At 68.6% G+C, this 14,699-nt stretch carries 13 protein-coding genes; 10 read left to right on the top strand and 3 right to left on the bottom strand.

Going from position 1 to position 14,699, the window contains the following annotated elements; all coding sequences use genetic code 11:
• A partial coding sequence (locus HMPREF9056_RS13160) for a GH32 C-terminal domain-containing protein (RefSeq protein ID WP_009404905.1) occupies window positions 1-2,708 on the bottom strand: 2,708 nt, incomplete at its 3' end.
• A 278-nt stretch (window positions 2,709-2,986) separates the two neighbouring features.
• Between HMPREF9056_RS13160 and HMPREF9056_RS10300 the strand changes: the two genes are divergently transcribed.
• The 10 genes from HMPREF9056_RS10300 (at window position 2,987) to HMPREF9056_RS10345 (ending at window position 12,619) form a co-directional block, all read left to right on the top strand.
• Complete coding sequence (locus HMPREF9056_RS10300) at window positions 2,987-3,286, top strand: PspC domain-containing protein (RefSeq protein ID WP_009404906.1); 300 nt, start codon at window positions 2,987-2,989, stop codon at window positions 3,284-3,286.
• Between the two features lie 446 nt (window positions 3,287-3,732).
• Window positions 3,733-5,955 (top strand): NAD(+) synthase, encoded by a 2,223-nt coding sequence (locus tag HMPREF9056_RS10305; protein ID WP_172635266.1) that lies wholly within the window; start codon window positions 3,733-3,735, stop codon window positions 5,953-5,955.
• 302 nt (window positions 5,956-6,257) lie between these two features.
• Complete coding sequence (locus HMPREF9056_RS10310; protein WP_009404909.1) at window positions 6,258-6,698, top strand: PTS sugar transporter subunit IIA; 441 nt, start codon at window positions 6,258-6,260, stop codon at window positions 6,696-6,698.
• On the top strand, window positions 6,698-7,189 hold the full coding sequence (locus tag HMPREF9056_RS10315; RefSeq protein WP_009404910.1) for a PTS sugar transporter subunit IIB: 492 nt from the start codon (window positions 6,698-6,700) through the stop codon (window positions 7,187-7,189). Before HMPREF9056_RS10310 ends, HMPREF9056_RS10315 begins: the two co-directional genes overlap by 1 nt.
• A 127-nt stretch (window positions 7,190-7,316) precedes the next feature.
• Window positions 7,317-8,264 carry a mannose/fructose/sorbose family PTS transporter subunit IIC gene (locus HMPREF9056_RS10320; protein WP_009404911.1) on the top strand — a complete coding sequence of 316 codons (948 nt, stop codon included), beginning with the start codon at window positions 7,317-7,319 and terminating at the stop codon, window positions 8,262-8,264.
• Between the two features lie 21 nt (window positions 8,265-8,285).
• A complete protein-coding gene (locus HMPREF9056_RS10325; RefSeq protein WP_003781610.1) occupies window positions 8,286-9,152 on the top strand; it encodes a PTS system mannose/fructose/sorbose family transporter subunit IID in 867 nt (288 codons plus the stop codon).
• Between the two features lie 184 nt (window positions 9,153-9,336).
• Window positions 9,337-10,119, top strand: a complete 783-nt coding sequence (locus tag HMPREF9056_RS10330) for an HAD-IIB family hydrolase (RefSeq protein WP_009404912.1) — start codon at window positions 9,337-9,339, stop codon at window positions 10,117-10,119.
• The gene (locus HMPREF9056_RS10335; RefSeq protein WP_009404913.1) at window positions 10,112-10,726 is read left to right on the top strand and encodes a hypothetical protein; all 615 of its coding nucleotides are present in this window, start codon (window positions 10,112-10,114) and stop codon (window positions 10,724-10,726) included. The genes HMPREF9056_RS10330 and HMPREF9056_RS10335 overlap by 8 nt, the downstream gene beginning before the upstream one ends.
• A gap of 73 nt (window positions 10,727-10,799) precedes the next feature.
• Window positions 10,800-11,681 (top strand): HAD hydrolase family protein, encoded by an 882-nt coding sequence (locus tag HMPREF9056_RS10340; protein WP_009404914.1) that lies wholly within the window; start codon window positions 10,800-10,802, stop codon window positions 11,679-11,681.
• A gap of 134 nt (window positions 11,682-11,815) precedes the next feature.
• Complete coding sequence (locus HMPREF9056_RS10345) at window positions 11,816-12,619, top strand: HAD family hydrolase (protein ID WP_253270010.1); 804 nt, start codon at window positions 11,816-11,818, stop codon at window positions 12,617-12,619.
• Between the two features lie 26 nt (window positions 12,620-12,645).
• Here the strand turns inward: HMPREF9056_RS10345 and HMPREF9056_RS10350 are convergent, their stop codons facing one another.
• Both HMPREF9056_RS10350 and HMPREF9056_RS10355 read right to left on the bottom strand, forming a co-directional pair.
• Window positions 12,646-13,092 carry an N-acetyltransferase gene (locus tag HMPREF9056_RS10350; protein WP_009404916.1) on the bottom strand — a complete coding sequence of 149 codons (447 nt, stop codon included), beginning with the start codon at window positions 13,090-13,092 and terminating at the stop codon, window positions 12,646-12,648.
• Window positions 13,093-13,272: 180 nt separating this feature from the next.
• A complete protein-coding gene (locus HMPREF9056_RS10355) occupies window positions 13,273-14,640 on the bottom strand; it encodes a serpin family protein (protein WP_009404917.1) in 1,368 nt (455 codons plus the stop codon).
• Between the last annotated feature and the right edge of the window lie 59 nt (window positions 14,641-14,699).

The following is a 14,699-nucleotide window of genomic DNA, read 5'->3' on the forward strand; positions in this document are numbered from 1 at the left end:
CCTGCCCGTCCGTTGCCGGCGGCCGCCGCAGCCGGCCTCGCCGACGCCGCAGCCGCCTGACCGTGCCCCGGCTTCTGGACGGCGGGCTGACCCGGACCGGGGGAGCCGGGGCCCTCGGCGGCGCCACCGGCGTCCTCGGCCGGCCCCAGGTGCCACAGGCTCAGGGAGTCCAGGTGGGCGGTGCCGCCCTCGGCGTAGAGCGAGACGTTCGTGGCGCCCTCCTTGGGGTAGACCGTCTCGGTGATGACGGGGGTGCCGTCGGCGGCGAAGACCTCCACGGAGTGGGCGTCGACAACGACGCGCAGGTGGACCTGCCCCTTGCCGTCCGGCGACAGGGCGGCGGTGGATCGGTCCGGGAACTTCGAGGAGAAGTCGGTGACCCCGGAGCGGGTGCGGTCCACGACGACCTGCTTGGTCTTGGCGTCGTACCCGACGAGGGTGTACTGCTCGCCGTTGTCGAGGACCTTGAGGCCGGCGAAGGAGGAGTCGCCTGGGCTCAGGTCCACGTTGATGTCCAGGGAGGTGCCCTGAGCGGCCTGGCCGAGCGAGGTGTCTCCCACAGGGATGTCGGTGTCCTCCTGGGTGATCTCCTTACCGGTGCGCAGGGACTCCAGGGCGGTGATCGGCTCGGCGGTCAGCCGCAGCTTGCCGTCCACCCGGGTCAGTCCCAGCTCGCGCACCGTCGACATGGCGGTGCGCCAGGTGGTGGTGGGCAGATCGCGCACGTAGGCCCAGTTGCTCATCCAGCCCACCTGGTAGCGCTTGCCGTCGGGGGTGTTGTCCCAGGTGACGGCCGCGTAGTAGTCCTTGCCGTAGTCCAGTCGCGGGACGACGTCGGCCCCCGAGAAGGCCTTCGTGTCGGACTGGACGATCTGGTCGACCATGAGGTGCCCCCAGTCCTCGGCGTTGCCGTTGTGGTCCTCGATGACGAGGCGGGCCTTGCGGCCCTTGTAGGCCGAGACGTCCATGCTCGTCCACTCCAGGGTCCCGGAGTTGTTGCCGGTGGCCGAGGCGACGACCTTGCCGTCGACGACGAGGTTGACCGAGGTGTTGTCCGCGATGGGGGAGGCCTTCTTGTCCGAGGCGCGCACCTCGTCCAGGAGGATGTGGCCCCAGGGGCCGGTGGCCGTGTCAGTGACGACGATCTGGGCGGACTTGCCCTTGAGGTCGCTGACGTCCCAGCTCTGCCAGTTGAGCTCCTCCAGGTTGCGGCCGGTGGCCGAGCGCACCACCTTGCCGTCGACGACGAGCTCGACGACGCTCGCTCCGGAGCCGCCGTCAGCGCCGCCCTCAGGACGCGGGTTGTTGCCGCCGCCCATGAGGAGGTTGAGGTAGGTGGAGTCGATGGTGAAGGTCGGGGAGGTCGCGGTGCCGGTGGTGGCGTCCGAGCCCTGCCCGGTGGAGACGTCGAAGTAGGTGTTGAGCAGCCCGGCACTGGAGTGGTTGACCAGCGGTTGCTGGCCGGGGGCGGCGCCCTGAGGGGGCGTGGCCCCGAACGCGGTGCCCTCCACGGTCCAGCCGTCCCAGGAGCCGTCGAAGCCGGCCAGGAGCTTACCGCCGCCGTTGTCGCCGGTGGCCTCGGGATTGTAGGGGTGCCTGCCGCCGGCGGTGCGCAGGTTGATGTAGGACGAGGAGACGGTGAACTCCTCCGAGGTCAGTGTGCCGGTGTCGGCGTCGCCGCTGCCGAAGGAATCCACGTAGGCCGTGCCCTGGTGGCCGGGCAGGTCCCCGGTGGCCGGTCCGGAGCCGAAGGCGGCGCCGTCTGGCTTCCAGCCGGTGTAGCCGTTCTCGAAGTCGGCCAGGGTCGTGCCCTCCTCGCCGGTGTAGTGGGGGATCTCGTCGGGGGTGAAGGTGGAGCCGTCCCAGCTGCCCACGAAGTACTGGGCGGAGTCGGCCACCGTGACCACGAGGACCCACTTGGTCTCCTTGGAGTTGCCGTCCACCGGCAGCGGGAAGAAGTCCGGGCACTCCCACACCGCCGAGGTGATGCCCTCGCCGCCGAAGCTGGACTGCTCGGTCCAGTGGATGAGGTCGGGTGAGGAGTAGAAGGAGATGCGGTGCTCGGTGGCGTGGGAGACCACCATCGTCCAGCGCCCGGAGGTCTCGTCCCAGAAGACCTTGGGGTCGCGGAACTCGTTGGAGCCGATGTCCAGGACCGGGTCACCGTTGTTGTAGAGGTTCCAGGTGCGGCCCTTGTCCGTGGAGTAGGCCAGGGACTGGGACTGGTTGCCGCCGACGTCGGCCCGCGTCCACACCGCGACCATGGCCGGGTTGTCCGGGCTGCCCAGGCCGGAGGTGTTCTTGGTGTCGATGACCGCCGAGCCGGAGAACACCCCGTACTGGGAGGTGTGCGGGATCGCCACGTCCAGCTCCTCCCAGTGGACGAGGTCCTTGGAGACCGCGTGGCCCCAGGACATGTTGCCCCAGTCCGAGCCCTCGGGGTTGTACTGGTAGAACATGTGGTACTCGCCGTCGTAGTAGACGAGTCCGTTGGGGTCGTTCATCCAGTTCTTCTGGGGGGTGTAGTGGCTCTGCGGGCGCCACTGCTCGCCGGCCTGGTCGGCGTTCGGGGCCGCAGGGGCGGCTGGGGCGGCGGGGGCCAGTCGGGCCTGGCCGGTTGCGGCTGCGGGCATGGAGGCCAGCGTAGAGCCGGCTGCGAGCAGGCAGAAAACGGTCAGGGCGCTGAGTGGTCGGGTGATCCGACTCATGGCATGTCCTCCGGGGAGCGGGCTCGGCGTGGATGATGGCGCGCGGACGCGGCGGGGCGCCGGCGCGGAGCGGATCGATGGTGCGGCGAGGGACTGCATGCCCGTGTTTCGCACTGGCATTGTGCACTGATTCGCTAACGCGCGTTAGCGCCAATGATAAATTACGCGGTCGACCGGTTCTGGGCAAGCGCTCAGGGGTGAGTCCCAAGAAACATCGGGGACTTCTCAGGGTGCTCCCCGATGGCGGGTGACGAGCCTTCGCGGCCAGACTTGTAGTCATGACACAGCAGCAGTACCCCGGTCAGTTCAGCCAGTCCGCCCGCTCCGAGGGCGACGCCGGCTCCTCCTTCGGGCGGTCCGGTGAGTTCTCCCGCTTCCGCGGCTCCCTGCCCCGCCGCTCCCGCGAGCACCGCATTCTGGGCGGTGTCTGCGGAGGCCTGGCCGAGGCCTGGGGCATGCCGGTCACCGCCGTGCGCATCGGGGCGCTCCTGGCCTGCCTCCTACCCGGCCCCATGTGCCTGGTCTATGTCGCGGCCTGGTGCCTCATGCTCGACGAGCCCGCTCCCGCCCAGTACTGACTGTCGTCAGCTCGCCCGGGTGCGTTCGTGGCAGTCTTCCTGCGACCTTTAGCGCCGCGGCAACATGACCCCTACCAGACTCACAACCACCGACACTGGCCGATGACGTCGGAGTCTCCGGCCCCGTTGAAAGAAAGGTGATGGCTGTCTCTTCTCTCTCCTCATTGCTTCTCTCCTGCCGTCTCTCCATCACTCGCTTTCTTCTGACGCGTGCCCGTCCCTGCCGCCACCGGTTCCAGGCGGCGCCGCGGGCGCACGTGTGAGTGATGGACTGCGCCCACCTCATCGCCCCCGGTTCCACGGGTGACGTGGTGGGCGCAGCTCACTCCTCGACTCGCCCCTCGGCGGGGTCGTTCCATGCGGCCGGGTGCGCCCGCTCATCGACAGGGGCATTCGACGAGGGTGGCGCCCTCGCGGGGAGGTGCCGTCGATGGGAGGATCGAGTCGTGACCGACACCGTGAATGACGCCGCGAGCACCTCTGTGATCGACTCTGCGGCCGACATCGAGTTCCTCTCCGCCTATGACCAGGGCTTCGCCCGCGTCGCTGCCGTCACCCTGCCCGTGGTGCCGGTCAATCCGGCCGCCAACGCCGCAGCCATCGTTGAGCAGGCCCGGTTCCTGGCCGACGACGGCGTCTGCCTGGCCGCCTTCCCCGAGCTGTGCCTGACCGGCTACGCCATCGACGACCTCCTTCTGTCCGACGTCCTTCTGTCCGACGTCCTCGCCGCGATCGAGACCCTGCGCGCCGCCAGCGTCGGCCTCCTTCCCGCCCTCGTCGTCGGCGCGCCCCTGCGCCTGGGCGACCGTCTCTACAACTGCGCCCTGGTCATCCAGGGTGGGCGGGTGCGCGGTGTCGCCCCCAAGTCCTACCTGCCCACCTACCGGGAGTTCTACGAGAAGCGACACTTCGCCCCCGGTGACGCCCTGCCTACCGGGGTGGACGCCATCGAGCTGCCCGGCGTGCGCGACGGCTCCGATGACACCGAGACGGCCGCCCGGGTCCCCTTCGGGGCGAACCTCCTGTTCGAGGTCGACGACGTCCCCGGCCTGACCTTCCACGTCGAGGTCTGCGAGGACATGTGGGTGCCCGTCCCGCCGTCGTCGCTGGCGGCTCTGGCCGGGGCGACGGTCCTGGTCAACATCTCCGGCTCGCCCATCACCGTGGGGCGGGCCGAGGACCGCGAGCTGCTGTCCCGCTCGTCGTCGGCCCGGGGTCTGGCCGCCTACGTCTACGCCGCCGCCGGACAGGGCGAGTCCTCCACGGACCTGGCCTGGGACGGTCAGACCCTCGTCTACGAGAACGGCGAGCTGCTCGGCTCCACCGAGCGCTTCCCGGACGGGCCGCGCGCCACCGTCGTCGATGTCGACATCGAGGGCCTGCGCGCCGAGCGCCTGCGCCAGGGGACCTTCGCCGACAACGCCCGCACCCTGAGCACCGCGGCCGCAGGCTCCCCGGCCGCGGCCGTCACCTTCACCGACCCTGCGGCCTTCCGGCGCATCGCCATCTCCAGAGCCGACCTGGCGGCCCCGCGCACGGACATCGGCCTGCGCCGTCGTGTGGACCGCTTCCCGTTCGTGCCCGACGACCCGGCCCGCCTCGCCCAGGACTGCTATGAGGCCTACAACATCCAGGTGGCTGCCCTGGTCCAGCGCCTGGGCGCCATCGGTAACCCCAAGATCGTCATCGGCGTCAGCGGCGGCCTGGACTCCACCCACGCCCTCATCGTCGCCGCCCGCGCCATGGACCGCCTGGGCCGGCCGCGCTCGGACATCCACGCGATCACCATGCCCGGCTTCGCCACGAGCGCCGGCACACGCCGCAACGCCGAGGACCTCGCCGTCGGCCTGGGCTGCACCTTCGAGGAGCTCGACATCCGGGCCACGGCCACCCAGATGCTCACCGAGATGGGTCACCCCTACGGCGAGTACGCCCGCACCGGGGCCCTGCCCGACGGCGCGAGCGGGCGCGACCTTTACGACGTCACCTTCGAGAACGTCCAGGCAGGTCTGCGCACCGACTTCCTCTTCCGCATCGCCAACCACCGCGGCGGCATCGTCCTGGGCACCGGTGACCTCTCCGAGCTCGCCCTGGGCTGGTGCACTTTCGGTGTGGGCGACCAGATGGCCCACTACGGCGTCAACGCCGGCATTCCCAAGACCCTCATCCAGCACCTCATCCGCTGGGTGGTCGCCGAAGAGCTGTTCGACGACGCCGTTGGGCGCACGCTGCTATCCATCCTGGACACCGAGATCAGCCCCGAGCTGGTCCCGGCCGGGGCCGGTGGGGCCATCCAGTCCACCCAGGCCAAGATCGGCCCCTACGCCCTGCAGGACTTCACACTGTGGCACGTTCTGCGCCGCGGATCACGCCCGAGTCGCATCGCCTTCCTCGCGCACAAGGCGTGGTCGGACGTGGCCGCCGGCGACTGGCCCGAGGGGCTGCCGCAGGCGGAGAGGGTCGCCTACAGGCTTCCCGAGATCCGCCACTGGCTCGAGCTGTTCCACCGGCGCTTCTTCACCAACCAGTTCAAGCGCTCCACCCTGCCCAACGGGCCCAAGGTGGTGGCCGGCGGCTCGCTGTCCCCCCGGGGGGACTGGCGCATGCCCTCCGACGCCGCGGCAACGGCCTGGCTGGCCGAGCTCGAGCGCAATGTGCCTCGGGTGTGACGTTGTCGACATGAATCGGGACTATCGACCTATGGAGTGATGCAAAACACAACCAACCGGTTCTTGCATTTCCTGTTCGGGATTGATGAGTTTGAAACGCGTATTTACGCCTGAAAGTCACCTTTTCGTTGTGGTAACTCGTGTTACCTGCGTTGTTTTTGTGTGCTTTTGTGTGAAAGTGGTGGGCACCTGAGTGGTGGCGATCACGTGGATCGTCTCTATCGTCGCCATGTCACACACGTCGCTGTTGCCCAGACCTCACAAGTCCTCGGCGGCAGCCCGGATGGAAAAGGTTCCCGCCCATGGCTTCCCTGGTCATAGCTGCTCACGGACACCTGGCTGAAGGCCTCGTCGCCTCTGCTGCGATGATCGTCGGCCCCAGTGACGACGTCGTCGCCGTCACCTTCGACCCCTCCGAGGGGCCCGATGACCTGCTGGCGAAGTACACCGCCGCGGTCGAGGCGTCTCCCAGCCAGGAGCACCTCATCCTCGTCGACCTCTTCGGCGGCAGCCCTTACAACGCTGCGGCCCGTTTCGCGGCGGGGCGCGAGGACGCCGACGTCGTCACCGGCGTCAATCTGCCCATGGTCATCGAGGTCCTGTCCCGTCGCCTCGCTGGCGCCGGACTCACCGAGCTCGTGGAGGCCGCCCGGACGTCCGCCACCGACGGCGTCAAGGTCCTCTCCGAGGTCTTCACCCCTGCACCCACCACCACTTCTGATGATGAAGGAGACGAGCTCTGATGGACATCAAGCTCCTGCGTATCGATTCCCGCCTGGTCCACGGACAGGTCGCCAACAACTGGGCTGGATCCCTGGGGGCCGAGGCCATCCTCGCCGTCTCCGACGGCGCCGCCAACGACGAGCTGCGCAAGACCCTCATGCTGCAGACCGGTGGCGGCAAGGTGAAGGTGCACGTGCTGGGCGTTGAGAAGGCCGCCCGCGTCTACAAGAACCCCAAGTACGAGAACCTCAAGGCCGTCATCGTCGTCGAGACCCCGGCCGACATCGTGCGCCTGCTCGATCTGGGTATTGAGGCCGAGGAGGTCAACGTCGGCGGCATGACCTTCAAGCAGGGCACCAGCCAGGTCTCCCAGGCCGTCTACGCCGGTCCTGAGGACGTCGAGGCCTTCAAGGAGATCGACTCGCGCGGCATCAAGCAGTACGTCCAGCAGGTGCCCTCCACCGTGAGCTCCGACCTCATGGGGGCTCTCAAGGACAAGGGCCTGCTCTGAGGGGCCGCGCTCTCTGACGCGCCTGCGTCCCCTCCCCGAGTATCCCTCTGACACTTCCCATCCCGCGCCCCTCGGTGGCGGGAGCAGGAGGGGTGTCCTGTCAACCCTCACGTGAGAGAGACGAACCGTGCAAGATATCAACCTGATCCAGATCATTCTGGTCACGCTCGTGGCATTCGTCGCGGGCATGGCCAGCGTCCTGGACGAGCGGCAGTTCCACCGCCCGCTCGTCGCCTGCACCCTGACCGGTATTGCCCTGGGCAACCCCACCGTCGGAATCGTTGCCGGTGGAACCCTCGAGCTCATCGCCCTGGCCTGGATGAACGTCGGTGCCGCCATGGCGCCCGACGCCGCTCTGGCGTCCACGGTCTCCACGGTTGTCGCCGTGGTGTTTGTCAACCAGGGAATCGCCCAGGGCAATGCTATTAACCAGGCCGTGACTGTGGCTGTATTGGTGGCTGCGGCGGGGCAAGGACTGACGATCTTCGTGCGAACGATCGCCATCTTCTTCGCCCATCAAGCGGACCGCTTCGCTGAGCAGGCCAACTATCGGGGCATCGCCATCATGCACTTCACCGCCCTGGGTCTTCAGGGGCTTCGGGTGGCCGTTCCGACGGCTGCCGTTGCCATTCTGGCCGATGGTGAGACCGTGAAGGATACCCTGGAGGCCATTCCCAAGGTCATCACCGATGGGCTCAACATCGCCGGCGGCTTCATCGTCGTCGTCGGTTACGCCATGGTCATCAATATGATGAAGGCGCGCAAGCTCATGCCCTTCTTCTTCCTGGGCTTCGTCTTCGCCACCTTCGGCACCACCGTCACTTCCCACAGCGGGAAGGTTGAGGACCAGTTGGATAAGGGGGTCAACGGCATGGCCGACTGGATCGTCAGCTCCACGCCGACCGCCGTGTCGCTGGTGGCCCTGGGCATCCTGGGGGCCTGCCTGGCTGTCATCTACGTCCAGCTCAACCCCGAGTTCCACGACTCCGTACGTCTGCCCGCCGCTGCCTCGCCCGCAGCCGGTGGTGGCTCCAACAGCGACCTGGACGACGACCTCGACGACGAGCTCGACTGAGCTGGAAGAAGGACGATTCTGATGACTACTGAAACCGCTCCGGCGACGTCGGAGAAGATGCTCGACAACCGCGATCTCATGCGGATGTACTGGCGCTCCACCTTCCTGCTCGGCTCCTTCAACTTCGAGCGCATGCAGGCCATGGGCTTCTGCTACACGCTTATGCCGGCCATCCGGAAGGTCTATCGCGGCGACAAGGCCGCCGAGGCCGCCGCCCTCAAGCGGCACCTGGAGTTCTACAACACCCACCCCTGGGCCTCCTCCGTCATCTTCGGCGTCACCGCCGCCATGGAGGAGCAGAAGTCCAAGGGCGAGGACATTGGTGAGGATGCCATCACCAACGTCAAGATCGGCCTCATGGGGCCGGTTGCCGGTATCGGCGACCCCATCTTCTGGGGCACCGCCCGCCCCGTCCTGGCGGCCTTGGGCGCGTCGTTGGCTCTCAACGGCTCCTTCTTGGGTCCGCTGCTGTTCTTCGTCGGCATCAACGTCCTGCGCGTTCTCACTCGCTGGTACGGCCTGAAGGTCGGTTACGAGCGGGGGACCACCCTGGTCACCGAGGTCGGCGGCGGCCAGCTCAAGAAGATCACCCAGATGGCCGCCATCATGGGTCTGTTCGTCATGGGCGCGCTGGTGTCGCAGTGGACCAAGATCTATTTCCCGCTGGTGGTCTCTAAGGTCGAGAACCGAGAGACTCATATCGTTACAACGACGACTCTTCAGGACGTCCTCAACCAGTTGCTGCCCGGCCTGGCGGCGCTGGGGCTCACCTTCCTGTGCATGTGGCTGCTTAACAAGAAGGTCAACGCCCTGTGGATCATCCTGGGCATGTTCGTTATCGGCATCCTGGGGCGCTGGGCCCACGTCCTGGGAGTGCCGGGAGCCTGACAGCCGTCTCACGCCACTCGCCACGGAGCGGGGAAGACCCGGATAGGGGCTTCCCCGCTCCGCGCACTCGGTAGAATGCGCGAGGCCCTGCCGGGTTCTACCAGCACATCATCCGTCCTGTCCGACGTCGTCTCCCGCTCCTCTCGGCCCCGCCCTCCACGTCCCCCTGCAGCAAGGAACCAGCGTGACCCGACTCCTCGTCACCGACCTGGACGCCACCATCGTCTTCGACCGCTCCGTCTCCCCGGCCGACCGCGAGGCCATGGCCCGCTGGCGGGCCGCCGGCAACCTCCTGGCCGTCGACACCGGCAAGTCCTCCTTCGCCACCCGAGACGTCCTCGAGCCTTTGGGCATCCACTTCGACTACGGCGTCGTCTTCACCGGGGCGGTCCTCATCGACAGCAGCTACCAGGTCCTCTCCGCCCGCTACCTGCCCGACGGCGTCGCCCGCGACGTGGCCACCCGCACCATTGACCTGCCGGGGGTGACCACCTACGCCACCACCATCGAGACCGACTACATCCTGGCCGACAACGACGACGAGATCTCCTCCATCCTCGCGGTCTTCGAGCACATGACCCTGGAGGAGATGGACACCCACCGCTTCATCGGCGTGCCCCTGCTCGTCACCGACGACGCCCTGCGTGAGCGCCTCCAGCAAGACCTCACCCAGCGCTGGGAGGGCGTCCTGGACTGCCACCGCAACCAGGAGTTCCTCGACCTCGTACCCGCCGGCGCCACCAAGGGCGCGGGCCTGCGCGCCCTCCTGGACGGGCCCCTGGCGGGGCGGGAGGTCGAGGTCTGGACCATCGGCGACTCCTGGAACGACCTGGACATGCACGCCCTCGCCGACCACGCCGTCGCCCTGCCCTGGTCCCCGCCGGAGGTAACGGCCGCGTGCGAGACGACCGTGGGCTCCATGGCCGAGCTCATCACCACGATCCTGGAAGGCGACCGGCATGAGTGACAGCAGCAAGACCGACGGCGCAAGGACCCTGGGCACCCGGGCACGCGACTGGTTCAACGGCGGAGACCCCGACGGCCCCGCCAAGATCCGCACCTGGGCCACCGGGGACGACGACCGCTGGCACGGCTACACCCACTCCATGGGTAAGTATGTCACCTGGCTCATGGTCATCGCCTGCATCCTCTACCCCTTCACCCGGGGGATCGGCTCGATCCTGGCCCTCGTCGTGGCCATCTTCCTCATGGGCGGGCGGGCCCTGATCGAGCGTCAGGTGCGCCGCGACGTCTCCGACCTCGAAGAGGCCAAGAAGCAGTACGGGCTCACCCGCAACCCCGAGTACCTGCAGTTCATGACCCTGCGCGCCGAGGGCCTGCTCGAGGACAACAAGATCCTCACCCCCGCCTCCCGCACGCTCCTGGAGGGCTACGCCCAGTGGGCCCGCGAGCGCCAGGAGCGTGCGGACAAGAAGCAGGCCAAGAAGGCCCGCAAGGCGGAGAAGAAGGCCCGCCGCGAGGCCGACACCGGCCGGAGCGAGATATCGGTGGATGACGAGTCCGCGGACGCGGCCGCAACGGTCGGGGAGAATAAGGCTGCTGACGGCTCCTGAACAGCTCCTGGGCGGCTCGCAGGCCGCTTTGAGACGGCTGAGGACCGGCGGCACCTGAACGGAAAGGATTCCCATGCCACGCAGGCTCATCTCCACCGACCTGGACGGCACCATCGTCTTCAACGGGTCGATCCCGTTGCGCGACCGCGAGGCCATGGCCAGGTGGCGGGCTGCCGGCAACCTCCTGGTCATCAACACCGGCAGGTCGGTCTCGGCGCTGGAGCACGTGGTGGTGCCCATGGGCCTGGAGTTCGACAACGCCATCCTCTACACGGGGGCGGCCATCGTGGACGAGGACATCAGGGTGCGCCACTCCACGGCCCTGCCGTCCGGCGTCGTCGAGGACATCCTCGACTTCGTCGAGGGGATGCCGGGCGTCACCGTGTTCACCACCGGTCTGGACGAGGACCTGCTCATCTACGACACGATCGGCTCCGGATCCGATCTGCTCACCCTGTTCCGCCCGGCTACCCGGCGCGACCTGGAGGGACGCGAGATCATCGGCGTGCCGATGCGCTTCACCGACTCCGAGACGGCCGCCCGCACCGAGACCTACCTGCGCCGTCGCTGGGAGGGGCAGGCGGTGGGCTTCCGCAACCAGGACTTCATCGACGTCGTCCCCGCCTCCGCCTCCAAGGGGGCGGGGCTCGGACGGCTGGTGGCGAGCCTCAACGAGCCGCCCGCCCCGGAGTCGTCCGGCGAGGCTGGGGACGGCTCCGCTGACCACGCTGACAACGCCGCCCACGTCGCCGCCTCAGGGGCGGCCGAGCAACCGGTTGAGCCCATCGAGACCTGGTCCATCGGGGACTCCTGGAACGACATCTCCATGCACGCCGCCGCCGACCACTCCTACGCCCTGCCGTGGTCCCCGCCGGAGGTGGTGGCCCAGTGCGACGGCACGGTCTCCAGCCTGGCGGACCTCATTGACTCCCTCATGGGGCGACCGACGGTCTAGGCCCCACACACTTCGACAGAATCTTCACAAACGACGCGGCTCCGGGTCATTTATGAAGATTCTGTCGAAGTGCTGAGGCGTCGATGTGCTGATGCGCGGGGCGGTCTCGGGGAGCGCGAGCTATGCTCGCCGGCATGCGTCTGCTCGCCACGGATCTTGACGGCACTCTCGTCTTCCACCACGCCCTCGGGCAGGCCGACGCCGAGGCCCTCGTGCGCTGGCGCGAGGCCGGCAACCTTCTGGTCCTGGCCACGGGTCGCTCGGTGCGGCTGGTCCAGCACGCCGTCGAGGTGGCCCGGGCCTCGACGACCATCGGGCTGGACTATGACTACGCCGTGTGCGCCACGGGCACGACCGTCATCGATGCCGCCGGTCAGGTGCACCGCACTCGGACGCTGGAGGCCGACCAGGTGCGGGCCGTGACCCGGGCGGTCGGTGTCGTCAGCCGGGCGCCGGTGTCCGTCTTCGCCTCGACCCTCGATCGCGACTACGTCCTGGACGACCCGATCGGCTTGTCCACCGACCAGCGCACGCCCGCCGACCGCTTTACCGCGGCGCCCCTGTCGCAGGTCGCGGGCCTCGGGGTCACCTCGATGCCGCTGCACGTCCCCGATCCCCGGGCCGCCGAGGCACTGGCCCGGGGCCTGGAGGAGACGGTCGAGGGCATCAGCTGCACCCGCTCGACCGGCTTCGTCGACGTCACGGCGGCCGGGGAGTCCAAGGGGACGGGACTGGCCCGGCTCGCCGTGCTCCTCGCCGATCGGGGCGTGGAGATCAGTGAGGTGGCCGCCGTGGGCGACTCCTGGAACGACATCTCGATGTTCGAGTGCGCCGACGTCTCCTACGCCATCGACGGAGCCCCGGACGTCGTCGTCGAGGCCGCCGGTGGACGTACCACCCCGAGCGTGGCCGCCCTCATCGACGCCCTCATGGCCTGAAGGCGCGCGGAGGCGTGCCTCGCTGCTCAGGCCTGGGCATAGCGGTAGACGTTGGTCTCCCGCAGCTCGAAGCCGGCGCGGCGGTAGAGGCGGTTGGCGGCCTCGCGCGAGGGGCGGGAGGTGAGGTCCACGGTGCGCGCCCCCATCTTCCCCGCGTGCTCGACGGCGGCCGTCACGAGGGCCTGGCCGGCGCCCTGGCCGCGGGCCTCGCCGTCGACGACGACGTCCTCCACCCAGGCGCGCAGGCCCGTGGGGATCGTGAAGGTCGCCAGGGTGAGCATGCCCAGGATCGGGGCGCTCTGGCCGACCTCGGCCTCGGGGCGGAAGACGAAGAGGAAGACCCCCTCCTGGGCGATGAAGGCCTCGCACTGCTCGGCGCTCAGCGCCGGGGCGCTGCGGGAGAGCTGTGGGATGAGGCGCTCCATGGCCTCGACGATCTCCGGGCTGGAGGTGGTGACGAGCTCGACGGTCATGAGGAGTTCTCCTGCTGGTTGGAAAGAGGCGGCGGGCCGCAGCGGGTGCTTCCGCAACGGTTCCCTGTCAGCCCTGGAGCCTACCGTCTGGAGGTGCTCCGGGCGGTGAACCGGCCCCACCGATCGGAAGAATGCGGTGGGCCGTGTCGGTCGGCGCCGGGCGGCGCGGTCAGGGCCCGGTCAGGCCGAGGCGCCGATCGTCTTGACGGTGGGGTTCATGACGGCGGCCTCCAGTAGGGCGGTGCCACTGGTCAGGTCCCGTAGCCGCAGCACGTAGGGGTGGTCCACCGTGAGCTCGACCGGTTTGTCCGGCTCCGGCGCCGCCATGGCCTCCACCCCTCCCTCAGTGAGGGCGGCGGCCACCGTACCCTCCTCGTCCAGGATGAGGCGCACCTGCTGGACCACCTGCGCCAGCGTGAGCTCAGGCGCGATCCGGTCCAGGCCATCGGGCTTGAGCCCCTGCTCCTTGAGGAAGTCGAGAAGCTCCTTGGGCTCGGAGGTGAGATCCACCTTGGGCAGGGCCAGCCTCACCTCGCGGGCCTCGGCCTCATCGAGGGCCTTCGACGCCGCCGCCCACGTCCCGGCATCCATGGCGGACGGCGGGGTTCCGGCGTCGGGCAGGACGACGTCGAGGGCGAGGTTGGAGTCCGTACCGTCCTCACCACTGGCGTACTTCAGGCGCACCGCCGCCCAGCCCTGGCCGGTGGTGTAGGGAATGGAACGGGTGTCGTGCATGAGGTTGGCCTTGACGGTCTTGCCGCCGGCGAGCGTGAAGTCCTGCGGCGAGGTGTCCTCGGCCTTGAAGGGGGAGTCCCACTGGGCTGAGAAGAGCAGGGCGTTCTGCACCACCAGGCGGGTGTCCTTCGTGATGGTGATGCCGCTGCGCGGGATGAGACCGGCCGTGTTGCGCGAGGCCCAGGCGTCGAGGTTCTCCTTCATGGAGTCCAGGCCGACCTGCTCGATCTCGGCGGAGAACCAGCGCAGGACCTCATCGAGGTAGGACTGCTTGACCTCGAGATCCTTCTCGTCGGCGATGAGGACGTGGTTGGCCAGGTGGACGAGCGGCTTGTCCGGGATCTTGTCCGGGTCGAAGCCCTTGAGGTCGCCGTCGTAGCGGTTGAGGGAGTTCTGAATGGCCGACCACGCCCGGTCGCGGTCCTCACCCGACAGCCCCAGAATCGAGTCATAGCCCTGGGTGGCGGCGTCGGTGGCGCCGTCGGCCAGGATCGCCAGGGTCAGGGCGAGGCTGAGTGGGGAGGCCATCGCCGTCGTCGATGAGTCCGCCTTGAGGTAGTGGGCCAGGAGCCCTCCGCCGAGCTGGTCGCAGGCGGCGGCCGCGCTGGCCACCTGCGGGGCGACGTCGGAGGGCATCGTCGTCTCGTGGGCGATCTTGGAGGTCAACGCCTTGCCGGACGCCGACGAACACGCTCCCAGCAGCGCCGCGGCCGCAGGAGCCAGGGCGGCCAGCGCCAGCAGGTGGCGGCGAGGCGGACAGGACCGTCCACGGCGGTCGGAGCCGGGAGGGCTCATGGACTCAGACGAGGTCATAGGGCCAGGCTAGGGACGGTTTCGCCGGCTGTCAGAGACTTGGCGGGCACCCGGCATGG

Origin of the sequence: Actinomyces sp. oral taxon 170 str. F0386 (genome assembly GCF_000195595.1) — a bacterium.
Classification (GTDB): domain Bacteria; phylum Actinomycetota; class Actinomycetes; order Actinomycetales; family Actinomycetaceae; genus Actinomyces.